Origin of the sequence: Hungatella hominis (assembly GCF_014288005.1) — a bacterium.
Classification (GTDB): Bacteria; Bacillota; Clostridia; order Lachnospirales; family Lachnospiraceae; genus Hungatella; species Hungatella effluvii.
Genome location: NZ_JACOPB010000001.1, coordinates 235,204 through 252,134, shown reverse-complemented (window position 1 = coordinate 252,134; position 16,931 = coordinate 235,204). Strand labels below are relative to the sequence as shown.

The 16,931-nt window shown below is 49.4% G+C and carries 10 protein-coding genes; 2 read left to right on the top strand and 8 right to left on the bottom strand.

The features are described 5' to 3' along the window. Positions 1 to 132: 132 nt before the first annotated feature. Positions 133 to 1,059, bottom strand: a complete 927-nt coding sequence (locus H8S75_RS01165; protein WP_187018678.1) for an AraC family transcriptional regulator — start codon at positions 1,057 to 1,059, stop codon at positions 133 to 135. A 188-nt stretch (positions 1,060 to 1,247) separates the two neighbouring features. On the opposite strand from H8S75_RS01165, the gene H8S75_RS01160 reads away from it, so the two are divergent. Further along, a complete protein-coding gene (locus H8S75_RS01160; protein WP_187018676.1) occupies positions 1,248 to 3,965 on the top strand; it encodes an EAL domain-containing protein in 2,718 nt (905 codons plus the stop codon). A 434-nt stretch (positions 3,966 to 4,399) separates the two neighbouring features. Next, complete coding sequence (locus H8S75_RS01155) at positions 4,400 to 5,674, top strand: EAL domain-containing protein (protein WP_187018674.1); 1,275 nt, start codon at positions 4,400 to 4,402, stop codon at positions 5,672 to 5,674. Positions 5,675 to 5,772: 98 nt separating this feature from the next. Here the strand turns inward: H8S75_RS01155 and H8S75_RS01150 are convergent, their stop codons facing one another. The 7 genes from H8S75_RS01150 to H8S75_RS01120 form a co-directional block, all read right to left on the bottom strand. Next, entirely contained in the window at positions 5,773 to 7,665 is a 1,893-nt protein-coding gene (locus tag H8S75_RS01150; RefSeq protein WP_187018673.1) for an extracellular solute-binding protein, read from the bottom strand. Positions 7,666 to 7,686: 21 nt separating this feature from the next. Beyond that, positions 7,687 to 10,143: a response regulator gene (locus H8S75_RS01145; protein ID WP_207729043.1), complete on the bottom strand. Its 2,457-nt coding sequence runs from the start codon at positions 10,141 to 10,143 to the stop codon at positions 7,687 to 7,689. Between the two features lie 462 nt (positions 10,144 to 10,605). Further along, positions 10,606 to 10,935 carry a helix-turn-helix domain-containing protein gene (locus tag H8S75_RS01140; RefSeq protein ID WP_187018671.1) on the bottom strand — a complete coding sequence of 110 codons (330 nt, stop codon included), beginning with the start codon at positions 10,933 to 10,935 and terminating at the stop codon, positions 10,606 to 10,608. After that, entirely contained in the window at positions 10,925 to 11,593 is a 669-nt protein-coding gene (locus tag H8S75_RS01135) for a PAS domain S-box protein (RefSeq protein WP_349768844.1), read from the bottom strand. The genes H8S75_RS01140 and H8S75_RS01135 overlap by 11 nt, the downstream gene beginning before the upstream one ends. Continuing rightward, positions 11,590 to 11,745 (bottom strand): hypothetical protein, encoded by a 156-nt coding sequence (locus H8S75_RS01130; protein ID WP_187018669.1) that lies wholly within the window; start codon positions 11,743 to 11,745, stop codon positions 11,590 to 11,592. Before H8S75_RS01130 ends, H8S75_RS01135 begins: the two co-directional genes overlap by 4 nt. Then, positions 11,742 to 12,329: a tungsten formylmethanofuran dehydrogenase gene (locus H8S75_RS01125; RefSeq protein WP_187018668.1), complete on the bottom strand. Its 588-nt coding sequence runs from the start codon at positions 12,327 to 12,329 to the stop codon at positions 11,742 to 11,744. The genes H8S75_RS01130 and H8S75_RS01125 overlap by 4 nt, the downstream gene beginning before the upstream one ends. A 168-nt stretch (positions 12,330 to 12,497) precedes the next feature. After that, the gene (locus tag H8S75_RS01120) at positions 12,498 to 16,922 is read right to left on the bottom strand and encodes an InlB B-repeat-containing protein (RefSeq protein ID WP_187018666.1); all 4,425 of its coding nucleotides are present in this window, start codon (positions 16,920 to 16,922) and stop codon (positions 12,498 to 12,500) included. Between the last annotated feature and the right edge of the window lie 9 nt (positions 16,923 to 16,931).

Genomic DNA, 16,931 nt, shown 5'->3' with positions numbered 1-16,931 from the left:
GGATTCACTTTGTGAAATCTTTACATTATTTATTGAAAACAGATACGTTTCTTGACATTTTTTCAAACGCTCCTTAAGAGAGGGCCGGCAGACGCTGGAACTGCTCCAGCATTCTGCCGGCCATGGCCTATACTAATTGTTGTCTCTCTGTGGTTCCACCACCCTGATATGGGGCGGATATTCGGCAGAAACGGTTTCCTTCACGGTCTCCCGCCTGGGGTTCTTTTTCCGGTACTGGGAAGGCGTCATGCCGTACGTGTCCCGAAAAACATTGATAAAGGACCGGGTATCCGGAAATCCGCTGCGCATGGCAATCTCCAGGATGGAGTAATCCGTCTCGAGCAGATCCCGGAACGCCTTGCTGACGCGGACCTGATTCAAATGCGTCTTGAATGTGTTGCCCGTATACTTCTTTAATATTCTCGCCAGATACTCCATGGACACGTTAAAATAGTCCGCCACCCCCTGCAGCGTCAGCGGTTCCTGGTAGTTCTCTTCCACGTAGTCCAGCACCACGCGCAGGCGGTCGATATACTTCTGGCTTTTTACGGCCGAGCTGTTTTTCGGTCCTTTAAAATACGTGAGAAGAAGGTACATCAGCTGATGGAGCAGCGCATTCTTCTTTAAATAGCCGTACTCTTCCGCAGGGCTCAGCTCCAGACGGATCAGGTCATCGAAGATCCCCTTCAGTTCATGCAGCCGTTCTTCCGCTCCCTCCAGTTCGAAGGTAATCTGATCGATCTCAGGACATATCTTTTTCAGAAATTCGTAGGAAATAAACAACGAAATACCGTGAATCTCATCCCCCGGATCTTCCGGTACTTCTCTTGGCTCCAGGGCATGAATATCCCCGCTGTTGATCAGCGTGATGCTTCCGGCGGACACGGCTTTCTTCTTCCCGTTCATATAAAAATCGGCTTCACAGTCCAGCAGATAATCGATCTCAATGCTCCGGTGCCAGTGCTCCAGAATCATGTAATTAATCTGTCCGCGGTGCAGGCGAAGCTCCATCGGCATCTGCTCACTCTGCATAAATGTCTCATGATAAAATAAGTCCACGGTATACTCCCTTCTCCCCGGGCGGCCTTCTGTTTCTGTTCCTATTTTAGCACAGAGCTCCTGCGTCTACAATATAGAAGATGGGGCTAAAATCGCTTCGTCCTCTCTTTATTCCTTGCAACAGCCTGCTAAATATGGTACTCTTAAAGGCAGTATAATTTATCATGATAGCGGACCCGGAGGCACTCATGCAAAAGAGAATATTTCCTGTCATTTTTACTATAGCGCTGGTTTTTTCCAGCATTTTTTCGGTTTCATGCCTTCATAATCTTCAGGGCAATGCCAGGGTCATAAACCACGCCGGCATTGTCCGCGGTGCGACCCAGCGTCTCGTCAAGGAGGAGCTGAACGGCATTCCCAATGACTTACTGATTGCGAAGCTGGACGGCATTCTCGATGAACTGCAGTCAGGAAACGGTGATCACGGGCTGATCCGCATGGACAGCAGGGAGTTTCAGGACCTGATTCTCCAGATGGTAGCGGACTGGAGCATTTTAAAGGAAGAAATCTATCTTGTCCGGGCCGGCGGCGATGCGGAACTTCTGTTCAAAAACAGTGAATCCTACTTTGATCTGGCTGACCAGGCGGTTCTTGCCGCAGAGCAGTTTTCCGAAAAAAGAGAACTTCTTGCAGAAAAGAGCCTGCTTCTGTTAAACTGTTTCTTCGTTCTGATGATCTTCTTTTTCTACCTGTACAGCTCCGGACAGGCCAGACGTCAGAAGAAGCTTCAAGATATTGAGGAGGAGGACCGGAAAAGGAAGGAACATCTCTCCCATATGGTGGATAACCTTCTCGGTCCCATGAATGAGATTTCCGAACTCGTCTACGTCTCCGACCTTGAAGATCACACCTTGTTATTTGTAAATAAAGCCGGCCAGGAAACATTTCACGTCGATACCATGGACGGACAGAAATGCTATAAAGTCCTGCAGGGCTTCGATTCGCCGTGTGAATTCTGTACCTCTCCGATCCTGAAGGAGGGTGAGATTTACACATGGGAATACACCAATCCGCTGACCCGGCGCCACTACATTTTAAAAGACCGGCTGATTCAATGGGAGGGGCGGGCTGCCCGTATGGAGCTTGCCTTCGATACCACAGAATCAGAGAAGGAGAAGCTCCAGCTTAAATTGACGCTGGAGACCAATGAGATGATTACGGAATGTGTCCAGACACTGTATCAGACTGAAGATATTGATACCGCCATCGCCCAGGTCCTGGAGCACCTCGGAAGTTTTCTTTCCGCCGACCGGGCCTACATCCTCTACATAAGAGACGGAAAAATGTACAATGACTATGAATGGTGCCGCCACGGGGTCGAATCGCAAAAGATGAATCTTCAAGACCTTCCCCTAAACCTGATCACCCGCTGGCTGACTTATTTTAGCAGAAAAGAGTGCGTGTTTATCGAGGATATGGAGCAAATACGGGAATCTGATCCTGAAGAATACCGAATTCTCCATGCGCAGTCAATTACCAGCCTGGTGGCCGCCCCTCTGGAGCAGGATGGCACTCTGATCGGGTATCTGGGAGTCGATAATCCGCCGCCCGACCGGATCCAGAACATAGCTCCTCTGCTTCAGACGCTGTGCTACTTCCTGATGCTGGCACGAAGCCATTCGGAAAGCAAACAGCTGCTGACCCATTTAAGCTATTACGACAAACTGACCGATTTTTACAACAGAAATAAATACATCGTCGATACCGGGGCTCTGGCTCATTCGAAGCAGTCTGTGGGTATTGTCTATCTGGACGTCAACGGGCTCAAAGACATCAACGACCACTACGGTCACGAATTCGGAGACCGCGTCCTGATCGAGTGTGCCAAACGGATTAAATCCACCTTCACACAGGCGGATTTCTATCGGATCGGCGGGGATGAGTTTGTCATCATCAGTCCGGGCATCACGCAGGAGGTTTTCCTGAATCAGGTGCGTGAGCTGAAAGCCAGGTTCCGGAATGACTCCGACTGCCAGGCTGCCATCGGCTCCCAATGGATGGAAAGCATTGAGAACATCAGCCGGATCATCGCGGCGGCCGACGCGAAAATGTATGAAAATAAAAAGGCATTCTACCGGATCAATCCTGTGTCCCGCAGATACCGCCGCTGCAACGACAGGCTGCTGCAGCATTTATCCGATTCTGAAACCTTAAAAAGGGAGCTCGCTGAAAACCATTTTCTTGTTTATTTTCAGCCTAAGATTTCGTCGGAAAACCGCCTGATTGTAGGCTGTGAGGCGCTTATCCGCTACACACCGCAGCCTGGCGTCCTGATTACTCCCAGCGAATTTCTTCCTCTGCTGGAGGAATTCGATACGGTCAGCCTGATCGATTTCTATGTTTTCCGATTCGTGTGCTCCAGACTTAAGGCGTGGCAGGATCAGGGAAGACAGATTTTCCCTGTATCCGTCAACTTTTCGCTCCGCACTCTGCGGGAGGCGGCGCTTTCCGAACGGCTCCTGGCCATCTGTAACCAGTTTGGGATTCCGGCGGGCTATCTGGAGATCGAAATCACGGAAAAAGTTCATAACGAGGAAAACCTCAACATCAAACAGTTAATCACAGAGCTTCAGAACGCAGGTTTTACGGTTACTCTCGATGATTTCGGCACGGAATGTGCCAATGTCGTTCTCATGTCCGAGGTGAGCTTCGACGCGTTAAATCTGGATAAGAGCATGGTCGATCACATCACCACGAATTCCAGGAACCGGGCGATCGTGGAATCCATCTCCGAGGTCTGTCTCAAGCTGGGAATCCGCATGGTGGCGGAAGGAATCGAGAGTGAGGAACAGTTTGCAGTCCTGCGCGCCTGCGGAATCGATCTGTTCCAGGGCTACTTATTCAGCAAGCCGGTTCCTGTGGAAGAATTTGAACAGGAATATTTAGGAAAACAGGAAACGGAATGACAGCAGCCGTTCACAAAAAAGAGAAGAGGAACCAGACCGTATCGACAGTCTGACTCCTCTTCTCTTTTTCATTCGTTTTTATTTCCTCCACCCTGCTGCTCTGCCGCCAGCTTTCCGATCGTGTCGGAGGCAAATGAACAGGCAGCAGTCGGTGAGCAGCAGAATCAGGGCACCATGGAATGATCAGATCACGCTGCACGACTTCGGTATCATATAACGATTTTGCAAAATTTTAGTCTGCAACATTGCCCGGCAGTTACAATTGTGATATAGTTATAGACAGCTTAGCTGATTTTATAACTTTTTCGTATGTTTTTAAGATAACTTTCTAATATGACATATAATTCGCAATCACCGGCTTTAACAGAATTTTATCTCATAAACCAAACAGATATTCATTTGATAAAAAGTAATGGAAAACAGAGGATAACGCGATGGCTGATTTAAAAAATGAACAATGGATAAGAACACGTTATGAAGAACTATGTAAAAGGAATTCCGAAGAATACGCCCTGGTCAGCATGAAAATCAAACGTTTTCGCATTTTTAACCGGCTGTTTGGACGGGAAGCCGGGGATCGCCTGACCGCCATGATTTATGACTGCGTTGAGTCCTGGTTGAAACCGGAAGAATATATAGCACATATCCATTCAGGATATTATCTTCTTCTGGTTCATATGCCGGAGGATTATGACGATATCTTTCATTATATTATCGATATTAATACGAGAATACGCGACTGGCCCTACGGTGAGCAGTACGGAAAAATATATATGGGATACGGTATATTCCGGCTTGGGCACAATCCCCCGGATTTCCTTACCGCACAGTACAATGCCGATATCTGCCGTACAGAAAGCGCGGAAAGCCGTCTGCGCAACTCACATATGGAGGTATATGGGCTGACTTACCGTGATTCGAATCTGGGAAATTACAATCTGGAACAGGATTTCCGTCCGGCGATGGAGCACGAGGACTTTAAGCTTTATCTTCAGCCGAAAGTAGATCTGCAAACGGGAGAGGTCAAGGAAGCCGAAGCACTGGTACGATGGATTGATCCGGTAAAAGGGATGATACCTGTAGGAGAGTTTTTGCCGGAGCTGGAAAAAAACGGCCTGATCGGCGATCTGGACTTATACATGTTTGAACATGTATGCCGTGTCATTAACCGCTGGATTGATCTTTATGGCAAGAAAATTAAAATCAGCGTCAATCTTTCCAGTAATATGTTTAATTACCGCTACTTTTTTGACGAATACAAGCAAGTATATGAAAAAGTCCCCTGTCCCAAAGACTGTATAGAATTTGAGCTTCTTGAAAGCATTGTATTAAATCAGATAGACCTGGTGCAGACCGTGGTGAAACATCTGCGGGATTACGGTTTTACCTGTTCTCTTGATGATTTCGGTAGCGGCTATTCCTCTTTCAGCGTTTTGACAAACACAGAGCTGAAAACCATGAAAATTGACCGCTCTCTGTTCCAGAATTACTCAGACCCCAGGGAACGAATTCTGGTCCGCCATATTGTCGAGACCGCCAAAGAACTGAATTTAAAAACAGTTGCCGAAGGTGTTGAAACAAAGGATTATGTAGAATTTTTAAAGGAACTGGGATGTGATTATATACAGGGGTTTATTTTCTATAGACCCATGCCTGTAGATGAATTTGAACAGCGGTTTTTACAGAATGGTGAGCGGGCGGAGGTTTAATTATGATTTCCGGTAATATGTTCGTCCCAAAAATGAAAAAACTTTGGCTCTGCTTGTTGAGAGCCAAAGTTTTTCTTATACACCTTTCAAAAAAGAATTCAAGGTCGTTTTGCAGCCTTGAACCGGATTCGGTCTTTATCCGGGGCAACGCGCTTTTCTGTCATTACATAATTCCGCAGCGCATCTGTCATCGTAATACCGGTTTCCGTCCCGTCTAATGTCCCCTCCGTAAACGCTCCCTTAATATAGGAGATCGTATACAATGCGTCCGGCTGCAGTTTTCCGCCGCCCTCCAGAATCACCCCGGAAACACGTTCCCCCTCTTCTCTATCCAGATGATAAGTAAGATTTACGCCGGAGACAGCAAAGGGATGAAACCGGCTCACCTTTCCCTCCTGCTGCTCCTGTCCTGATGTGGCTCCGTATTCCAGAAGAGACAGGAGCTCATGGCCCATCATTGAAACGCTCATACTCATAAGAGGCGTATCCATATGAATCTGTGTCATTCGGGTGATATCATCTTCGGTGACAAATCCTTTGTACAGCTTTGCCCTGGTTCCCCCTACGGGGTCATAACCGTTCACCTCCGATACGGCAATCAGGGCAATGTCCGTGCCGGTTGCCGCGCGGAGAGCATCTGCTTTTAAGCAGCCTGCCTGAGGAATGGTAAAATCCTCCTCCGCCTCTCCTAATACCTGCACCGGAGCAGACCCCTGTTCTAAAATCAGGCTGCATTTATCCAAAATCTCCCTGCTGTCTATCTCTCCCCGTATAAATCCTCCGATATCCGTGCTCAATACAGAGGAAAACATATCATAGGTTGGCCGCATGATATAGCGTCCGCTTTCTATATGTGTGTGGATCTGGTCCAGTACCGGATCGTCCGGAATGACGGCTCCAATGGTAGCAGGCATCATACCGAGCCCATCCTCCACCAAAAGATTCTGCCCTTCCTCTGAGGCGATAAAGTCCATAAGTTCCATCACTGCCTTCCGCTTCTTCTCATTGCCCGGCTGCTTCAACTCATTGTTGACTCCGAAAAAGAATCCCAGATTCAAAAGCCAGCCCTGCCCATCTGTCATACTGAAATGGGGCATGAAACAAAACTCATCCTTACTGTTTGAGTTAAGCCTCCGGATATGGTCGATCTCCCCGCTGCCGATGGCAACCTCCCGGTTCGCCATTGCCTCCAGATTGGCGTTGAGCGTAACCTCCATATCTTCGGCCCGGACTGCCCCGGTATCCATCATGCGCCGCATATCCTGAAAAGCAGTTTCCATAGGTTCCAGAGAAATCTTCTCTCCCGCCATAAGTTTATTATGCCAGTTCTGCCCTTCTACCTGTGTCAATGTGTCCAGCGCGGAAAAGACGCTGTACTGATAAATCTGGTAGCTCTGTGAGGCAGAGTCAAAATAGCTGTTCCGAAATCCACGGATTCCGGTCCTGTCAATCTTTTGGCTCAAAGCCAAAAGTTCCTCATAGTCTCCCGGAACCTCCCAGCTATTTTCCTCAAACAATGTTTTATTATAGATATTGCAGTTAAAACTTAAAGGCCCCGGAATCAGGCGAATATGGCCATCTTCATCTGCCTGAAGTACATTCGGGTTAAAATGGGCCGGAAAAATCTGGGTAGACAGATCCATCAGATGGTCCGACATGTCAGTCTTGGGGATGTGGCCTGCCTTCACCATCAGGATATCTCCAAAATCATGATTCTCAATACGGGCAATATGCTCGCTGATCCGGTACTGCCCCGTATAGCAGTCCTGTACCAGCCTGATATCAGGAAACCGCTCCTTAACAGCAGCCGCAAAATGATCCAGTTTGGAATTACATGTGATAATGATGGTCATCTGTTCCGTACCGGAGTCTGCCATTCCCAGTAAATTCTCATCCACAACGGACGCACCAGGCGCTGAACATCCCCCAAGCGTTCCCAGTATAGCCAGCATACATAACACTACACTAAAACTCTTTTTATCAAATATCATTTTGACCCCGTTTCTGCTCTGCTATCCGCGTATTTTTCTAATTTCCTTCAACATAGCGGACATATCAAGCGGTTTTGCAAAATGCGCATCCATTCCCACACGTTTCGCCAGCTCAATATCATCTGCAAAGGCATCTGCTGTCATAGCAAAGATCAGCACCTGACCGGCATCTGCACGTTCCATCTGCCGGATCGCTCTGGTTGCCTCGTAACCATTCATAACAGGCATCTGTATATCCATAAAAATCATGGCATAATAACCAACCGGTGAATTCCGGAAATGCTTCACCGCCTCCTGCCCGTCACGTGCCGTCTCCACCACCGCACCAGTATAGGACAGCATCTCCTGGGCAATCTCCAGATTTATTTCATTATCATCTACCAGCAGAAGCCGTTTGCCTGACAGGGCATTTCGTTCCAGCTCTTCCTTTGGCTGCTCCAGATCACAACGGAGGTAATATTTCTGAATATTGTGGTAGAGCGTTGATTTGAAGAAGGGCTTTTGGATAAAACCATTAATACCAGCTTCACCTGCCTCCACTTCTATCCCATTCCAGTCATAGGCACTGATAATCAAAATCGGAACGTCATCACCTACTACCTCCCGGATCTCTCTTGCCGTATCGGTTCCTTCCAGATCCGGCATACGCCAGTCCAGAAAGATAATGTGGTAATCGTCACCATCAGAGACAGCCTCCTTTACCATTTTGACTGCTTCCCTGCCCCCATACGCAGCATCCGCCCTGGCCCCCAGTTCACGAAGATAGCCGGCTGCAGAACGGCAGGTGTCCGGATCATCATCCGCCACCAGTACATGAATAGCCGGAAGGCTCATCTCCTCCGGTGCACCTGCAACGGGAAAATCCATTTCTACCGTAAATACACTCCCCCTGCCCGGTTCACTCTCGACAGTAATGGTACCGCCCATCATAGTCACGATCATCTTTGTAATGGCCAGTCCCAGACCGCTTCCTTCAATTTTATCGATCTTGCTGTCCCGCTCTCTGGTAAATGAGGTAAACAGATTCTTCTGGAACTCCCGGGATATACCAATACCTGTATCCGCCACCTTAAACACAAGATGGACAAGCTTCTCATCCTCTGCAGCTTCTTCTGTCACATCCAGACTGATGCTTCCCCCTTCAGGTGTAAATTTTACTGCATTTCCCAATAAGTTTATCATAACCTGATTCAGTCGGAGAGAATCAAATATCAGACTCTCATGGCGGATATCATGAAGCCGTATATTAAATATCTGATTTTTCCGAAAAACTGTGGGCTGGGTAATGCTCACCAGGTTCTGCATCAATTCCACCAGCGACGCCGTATCATTATTCAGAGACATTTTACCGCTTTCGATCTTGGACATGTCCAGAATATCATTAATCAGTCCCACCAGAAGACGGCCGGACAAATCAATCTTTTTCAAACAGTCCTTCACCTTCACAGGTTCCTCTATATGATCCTGTGCGATCCTTGTCATTCCGATAATGGCGTTCATGGGAGTACGTATATCATGAGACATATTAGAAAGGAACCGGCTTTTCGATTCATTGGCACTCTCCGCTGCTTTACGCGCCGCCTCTTCTGCCTTGAGCACCTTCCTCGTGGAATCCGAATAGAGCAGGATAAAAGCAAGCACAATCAGGGTTCCTACCACAAACAGGCATAGAAATGTAATCATGGTTGAGCGCATCAAACGCCCGCTGACCACATTCACCGGCACCATCGTGACCAGCTGCCAGTCATTCACCTCCACAGGCGTATGGTTCAGATAGTACTCCCGATTCTCCAGTTGTACCGTCATCAGTTCCTGCCGGCCGCCCCGTATATTATTCCGAAATGAGTCAAGAGAGCCGCGCTTAAACTCAGCCTCCCCCAGGCTGTTAATTATATTATATCCCGTTAAGATATTCTCCTGGCTGGTGCGAAATAGCGCGACGCCATCCTGATGTATAATATACATCCTTAATTCTCCGTCAAATGCCTGAATATTCAGCATATCAAACAGATTCCGGCTGTTATAGACCACACCCAATGCACAGACGGTCTTTCCTCCGACAACCTGCTTTTCAATGGGTATCAAAAAGATCAGCCTGCCCTCTGCCGAGAACATATTATCGAGTATAATCGACTGCCGGTCTGTAAGCAGCGTCGTTGTCACTTCCCGGTTCGAAAGCAGAGAAAAAGACATCTCCCCATCGTAATACATTGCGTCCTCATCCACAAGACATAAGGAGTCAAATCCAAAAGCTTCCTTCTTATCCTTAATATAGCCGTTCAATACTGTCCAGTCATCACTTGACAGATCTGCAAAGTACCGGTAAAACAAATCCAGCATATTCCACTGGCCACGGGACTGCTTTTCAATGGATGAGGCTATCTGTGCGGATAACTCGTCCAAATGCCGGGAACCTTCCTCATATGCAGTCTGCCGGATCAGCATGGCATTGAAAATAAGGGTGATAATTATAAGCATTCCAAAACCTGTAATTAGAATTTTTCTCCACAACTTTATAAAATACTTTTTCATACTATCATTGTCCTGTCCGTGTTTTTTGAATTATATAGTTCTGCTATTTGTTCCCTTCCACAGCACGGTCCCGTCGTATACCTGACCGGCAATCTCCAGATCCCCCTGGGGGTACACTCCCGAATAACAAGTTTATGTACTTCCTAAAACATCACCGAGGCTGTTTCAGAATGAAATCATGACTTTATATAGTATGTCAGATGATAAATCAGGAATAACTGTTTTAGCTGTGAAAATATCTGCGCTGCCATAGTTGGTACCTGTACAGAATTATTATAGTGAATAAAGAGAGTATACGCAATATGGATTTATTAAAAACCTCTGAAACCGGGCTGACGCCGTCGGAATACAGGAATTCCTTTCCCAACCGGCTGAGGTACGATACATGAGATACCGCAGCCGCTGCCATCATTTATCCAGCTCCAGGTAATATTTCATTAAATCCACCGCGCGCTCCTGTTTTCTTTCATCCCACTGCCTCAGGATGCGGCAGGCCCTGGCGGCGTTCGATATTTCATTTCCGGTCCTCTTTCCAAAGAGGATGTAATCGGAGGAAATCTCCAGGATTTCCGTCAGCTCAATCAGGGTATCAATGGACATTCCACAGGTGCCGCGCTCTATATCACCGTAATAGTGGTTCGCCCTTCCTATTTTATTCGCGACCTCTGCACTCGTCAGCCCAAGCTCTTTCCGCCTTTTTCTAATCCGCCTGGCCGCCTCCACACGATTATACTTCATATTCTAAACCAGCCTCCTGCTGAAAATTCCGGCTGGCGCCGCAGACTTTTTTCCTCAGCTGTCTGCTGGTCACCGTTATTTCTTTCAAACACGCTTCACACCGCTTCGGATTGTTCAGAGAGAGGACTGCCACGTCGGACAGCCCGCCAATGATATTGGCCATGGAGTGGACATCCTCGTTTAACTCTGATACAAAGCAGGTCAGCCACTGTTTCATCTGTTCCACCTTCTGAAGCTCGCTGATTAACAGTTCCGATTTCTCTTCCAGCTCCTTCCGGCTCCTTCGTATGTCCGTTATATCGTAGAACACATTCCAGATCAATGGGACTCCCCGATAGGTTTCCCCGGAAAACCGGCCGTTCATGGCAAGCCATACCGTCTTCCCCCTTTTCGGTTTTACCGGACACTCGAATAAGTAGCCTTCCTTTTGCTTTTTCCACGCTTCCTCTATCTTACTGGACATGTAGTCAAACGTCTCGCTGTCCTTCCTGTAATACTCATCAACCCGGTTACGATACTTTAAATAAAACTCATCTTTTGTATAACCGGTCAGACCGTATGCGTAATCATTCGCCCACAGAATGGTAAAATGCTTGTCAAAAAGATGCTTGCTGACCCCAAAATGCATCCCATCTATAATCATTTCATATTCATTCACCTTACCGCCTCCACTTCGTTCCTTTCTGAAAAAAACTTCCTGTTCATCTCTTCCTGAAACTGCTCGAATTCCCGCATTTTATCCAATGCGCCGCATATCTCGCAGACCATGTCCTGCTGTCTTCTCTTTCGTTTGCATTCACTGCATATCATAGGACCCTTCCTTTTTTTCTGTTTAAGATCTTACCTGATCCGGCCAGGCCGGACACTTTGCTGTCTGACTGGTTATTGGTACAAAATTGGATTTCCACCTCTCTGAGCATCCGCTGAAGCTCCAGGGCACTGCGAAAACTGATGTAATTTCTGCCGGTAATCGGACACCGGAACCTTCCCTGCATCGTGGCATTGCCTCGGAACAGAACCTGAATCTCAAGAATTTCCCTGGCCGCCGGCGCCTGGGCCTGTAACAGATCAGACATTCTGTGCCAGTCTCCAGCCATTTTCTCCAGTTCGTTTTTCTTTTGGGACAGTTCCTGGTACCGTTCCTTTTCCTCTCTCTGCAAAAAACGGGGAGCCATGGAAAGCATGGGGGTACCAATCCGTTCACAAATTTCGTCTGTTTTCAGGATCAGCTGGTCCATTCCGTAAAATAAGACCGGCTTTCTCAAATAGCGGTTAATAATCTGCCCGAAGAGCTTCTCCTCCTTCTGTCCGTGAATCAGAACCAGCATGATCCCCGCCCGGTCCGTGCCGGTCAGCTCCTTAAACCGTGCCTCCAGTTCCTGTTTTTCTACCATACATCTATCCTCTCTCCACTGGTTTTTGACCCTCGCGGCAGTCATCAGACGGACCCGCAGGTGCCCGCGCCCGCCCGACTCATTGTCCGCGGGAATAAAAGTGGGAACACGTTCTGCTGTTTTCCGCTCTCCGGTGTTCCCACAATCATTTCTGCCGTCAGCGGACCATTACGGCGTTTCTCTGATCCATCTGCCGTTTTCATCTACCGGATACCCATCCGGAGTGATTTCACCCACATACAGCGATCCGTATGGACGCCCCGGCTGACTCACAGGGTTAAAGAAATACCAGCCGTCACCCAGCTCCTGCCAGTCTGTAAGCATTCCTCCGGTAAACTGGTTCAAATAGTACCATTTGCCGGCGTCCTGATCAAAATACCAGCCGATCTTCAGACGTCCCTGCTCGCTTCCGGGATCAGGGACCAGATAATACCACTGCCCCTCTGAATCCTGATACCAGCCCGTGTCCATGCAGCCCTCCGAATCGAAGTGATACGTATAAAGCTGCTGCGAATTTTCATACCTCACATTCACCCAGCTGTCTTTGACTTTCGCGCCGCTTTTCAGGACGAACATCCATCGGTTGCTTTCGCCCTGCACCCAGGAACCGTCTGTTCCGTTAAAATACGTTCTGTAACGGTTAAAGGACTGGCCGGGTCCCAGGACTCTGCCCGATCTGCCGGAACCGGAACCACCGCCGGAGCCATTTCCACCCGGGTTGTCCGGGTTATCCGGGTTATCTGGGTTGTCCGGGTTATCGGGATTGTCTGGATTATCCGGATTGTCTGGATTATCCGGGTTATCGGGATTATCCGGGTTATCGGGATTATCGCCGCCTGAACTGATGGTGTCCACGATTCCCTTTAATTCCTCATAGGTCTGTAAAAGCTCTTCCAGCGTTGGCCGGTAAACTCTGTTTACCACTTCCAGCGCCGTATCCACCGCGGCGCTTAAGAGCTGTCTGTTTTCCTCACTGACCGACGTATTGTTCATCAGCGCCTGTGCGACAGCGATCTGATCCATCAGCTTCCGCCTGGCCGCCTGCCACTCTGTATCATCCGCGGCCTGGTACCGGACATGTAGGGTCAATGACCGTGTGACCGGTTCCGAAACATCGTACGCTGCCGAAGACTCGGATACTCCCAGTCCCTGATACTCGTATACAATTCCGGTAACCGGGTCTGTGTAGTCTTCAAAAATAGCCAGGTCGTTAAATTCCTCTGTGTCTTCCAGCGCGGTGCCTGACTTCACCTTCACCCGGTGAACGGCTGCTCTCTTGCCGTCTATAATTGTTATTTCATGCGCCTTCAAATACGTCAGCACGTAGGTGGACCCAACCGCGGCATCGAAGGATATGGTGCCCCGGAATGTCTCACCGGCGCTGTTGGGATCCGGTTCCATCGGTATCTGCGTACAGCTTGGCGCCCCCTCCGGGTCATCGATCTTCCAGAGCCTGTAGTCTAAATATCCCAGCAGGTTGTTGTCGATCACACCGTACACCCGGATATCCGGCTGGGAGTTTCCGTCTTCCGGCAGCTCCTTATTGGTTCCGCCCACCTTTCTTGTCAGGGAAGAGGTCAGCGTCCACGGCACTTTCACGAGATCGCCGTCCTCTCCCATCTCCTGCTTCACTGCGTTGGATTCCGAAGCCTTCGGCGGCCTTCTGTTAAATTTCACCGTGTATTCCACATCGATTCCCTGTGTCATGGCTGTCTGATCGCTGGTGTTGGCAGTCAGCGCCTGTATCAGGCTCTCCTGATAGTTCCCGGATAAATCCAGAGCTGTCTTACCATCCTTCGGCGAAAACTCCACCGATGCATTGCCCGGTGTGGCCGTTGGCGGCGACTGGTAAACGGCCTGCAGCACGACATTCTGTCCCGGCATGGTCACCGGCTGATTTCTTCTCGCCGCAAAGAGTTGCGGGGCTCCAATCAGGGTATTCCACTGCTTAAACGCCTGTCCGTTTCCATCCGTGGTATCTGCATTAATCTTTACTATGTCTCCCTTTCTTACGACAGCGGTCACAGCGTGTGATTCTATTTCCAGTGCTGTGCCGTTTCTTACTATCTCATCGATGTATCCGCCGTTTGTCAGGGATACGGTATACGTCTGCTCCTGCTGATCACTGCCCAGAACGGCTACCTGTGTTCCCATTATCCGTTTGTCGGCAGCCGAAGCCGTTTCTCCTGCGTGTTTAGCAGTGACCGTGTACAGCTGATTCGGCTCCAGGCCTCCTAAGGAGACTGCTCCCGCGGAACCGGCGGCTCCAATCCAGCCGTCTCCATCAGTTCCCGGAACCTGTATCACGTTTCCTTCCGCATCCAGAATGCCGTATAGGGTATTCGGCGCGGCCGGGTCGATGGTAATCCGCATCTTTCCTTCTAAGGAATCTGCTCCCACCTGATAATTGCCGCCCAGGGCCGGTACAGTCACCCGGGTAGGCGGTCCGAAATCGAGGGGATCCACGCTGTCCGGCAGGATCGTTCCGACGGCCGGATTCACTTCCATGGCCAGCTCATACGCGTAGTAGGCTGTACACGGATACAATCCGATAAAATCGCTGCTTTGCAGCTGAACGCCAGTCTTAACAGCCAGCACGCGGTGATTCTCATCCGTCAGCGCATATCTGCGCCCTTCATTTGCTCCGGATACGGAGACCTTTCCCCGCCCATCCTGAGCCACAGTACCTCTCGCATCCGGCATTGCAAGGATTCCGTCGTCTGGCATGCTGACCGGAACAAACCTTGCCGTATAATGCTGGTCAGCCAATACAGTCTGGCTGTCCTGTACCCGGTTTCCGCTCTCATCAAACCATCCTGCAAACGTATAATACGTATCCGGCACGGGAGTCGGAAGATTCAAAGAGGTCCACAGCACTCCTTTTTCTGTGTGAATCGAGGTCACTCCGGTAAGCGATCCGTGATTTCCGGCTTCAAAGCTTAAGTCAAACCACTCATTGGGATCTTCCTCAAAATTTGCAAACAGCTTCGTCGCCTGGGTTATGGAGAGACTTCCTTCCAGCCGCTCTCCCGTCTTATCACTTCCATTTCCATTGGCCTTGTACCAGCCGTCAAACACGTAATGGGCCTCCGGAGAAGCCGCGATGCCATCCGTCAGTTCTTCGATGGTATAATTCCCGTGCTTCTTAAAACGGGGAGCCGTCGCCCCGGAGATGGATCCGTTGCTGCCGTTATAATACTCAAGCTTTGCCCAGTACGATTCGTCCGACAGGTTTTCATTATATGTAATCGTCACGATCCCGCCCTGCATGTCGCTGTTTAGGGTAAGCGTTTCCGCATTGGGATCGAAACTGTTCTGATTTCCGGTAAAATGCTCGTCCCATCGAATGTTGGGCGGATAATCATAGCCCGTCTTCTGTTCCACATCGATCACGACCGGAGACGCAGGGGTGATATCCCGTATCTCATCGTCCTCCAGCGGATTCCCGTGGTTATCCAGCCTCTTTACCTGAAGCCTCGTATGGAAATTGGGATCAATTGCATACTTATAAGTAATTGTTATAGGCTGATTCGCCATCTTTCCCTTAAAATGGTTATTTCCGTCAAAATGGCAGCCCGCAGTCGCCGCCGAATAGATTCCCTGGCCTGCTAAGTCATCCGTCCCCTCAAAGCCCGGTTTTATCTCGCTGCTCTGCAGCGTATAAGCGTTGATCTGCGCGGGTGCGATATCGATCTCCGCCTCCGCCGGAAATGTAAAGGTGTCCGGAGTCTTGATGGGCGTTCCTGAGAAATCCACATACTCAACGTTCACCGCAAATTTCTTCGTCGGATCGGGTTCATACCGGTACGCCACCGTCAGATTGTCATTGGGCATATTGCCGCGCACCGCGTTTGTCGCCGAGTTGATGGAGGCCCCGCCATCCAGACTTCCCTGGCCGCTGGCTTCCTCATACTTCCGCACCCGGTTATTTTTTATCAGCACGGACTTTAAGCGGTATCCCGGAATATCTCTCCTATAGGTGGCAGAGATCGGGGTATTGGCCATAACCGACCGCGTCCAGTCCGGCGACTCATAAAACTTCCAGAGATCCTCTGCTCCGGACGCCGGCCATGCATTCTCATCGGCGCCGTTATTGTTGTTGTCTCTGCCGGTATTTAAATCCCGGTAGTGCATCACCGTAAATTGAAACGGACTCGTCGCATTTCCTTTCCACACAGCCTTGTAGGTGCTCACCTGCGAATAGGGAAATGCGTACGGCAGGGACAGAATCTTGTTTCCCGCCTCGTTATACCAGCCATCAAACGTGTAGCCGTCCCACGCGACATTAAATTCCGGGATTTGCGGCCTCTGTCCGGACCCAAAATCTTCTCTGGGAATTCCGTTAAAATCGGCAGAGTCCGTCAGCGGATGCCCTGCCTGTCCCGTAGCAAAGGAGACCCCGTCTGCCCTTCTGGGCACGCCGCTGTAGCTGGAATGGATCAGGCCCGGGCCCGCCTGGGGATCGAATTCAATGACAGACGTCTCCCCATAGTTGACCGCATACGCCGGATTACCCGGGGCAGCCATGGAAAATACCATGACTGCCGCCAGAAGCTCCGCCAGCTTTGCTTTCAAGTTAAATCTTTTTTTCATCGAGTTCCT

Bases quoted from the DNA above. Each gene is read 5' to 3' on its own strand.
- H8S75_RS01160 (WP_187018676.1), top strand. From the start codon at position 1,248: ATGCAAAAGAGAATATTTCCTGTCATTTTTACTATAGCGCTGGTTTTT.
- H8S75_RS01155 (WP_187018674.1), top strand. From the start codon at position 4,400: ATGGCTGATTTAAAAAATGAACAATGGATAAGAACACGTTATGAAGAA.
- H8S75_RS01150 (WP_187018673.1), bottom strand. From the start codon at position 7,665: ATGATATTTGATAAAAAGAGTTTTAGTGTAGTGTTATGTATGCTGGCT.
- H8S75_RS01145 (WP_207729043.1), bottom strand. From the start codon at position 10,143: ATGCTTATAATTATCACCCTTATTTTCAATGCCATGCTGATCCGGCAG.
- H8S75_RS01140 (WP_187018671.1), bottom strand. From the start codon at position 10,935: ATGAAGTATAATCGTGTGGAGGCGGCCAGGCGGATTAGAAAAAGGCGG.
- H8S75_RS01130 (WP_187018669.1), bottom strand. From the start codon at position 11,745: ATGATATGCAGTGAATGCAAACGAAAGAGAAGACAGCAGGACATGGTC.
- H8S75_RS01125 (WP_187018668.1), bottom strand. From the start codon at position 12,329: ATGGTAGAAAAACAGGAACTGGAGGCACGGTTTAAGGAGCTGACCGGC.
- H8S75_RS01120 (WP_187018666.1), bottom strand. From the start codon at position 16,922: ATGAAAAAAAGATTTAACTTGAAAGCAAAGCTGGCGGAGCTTCTGGCG.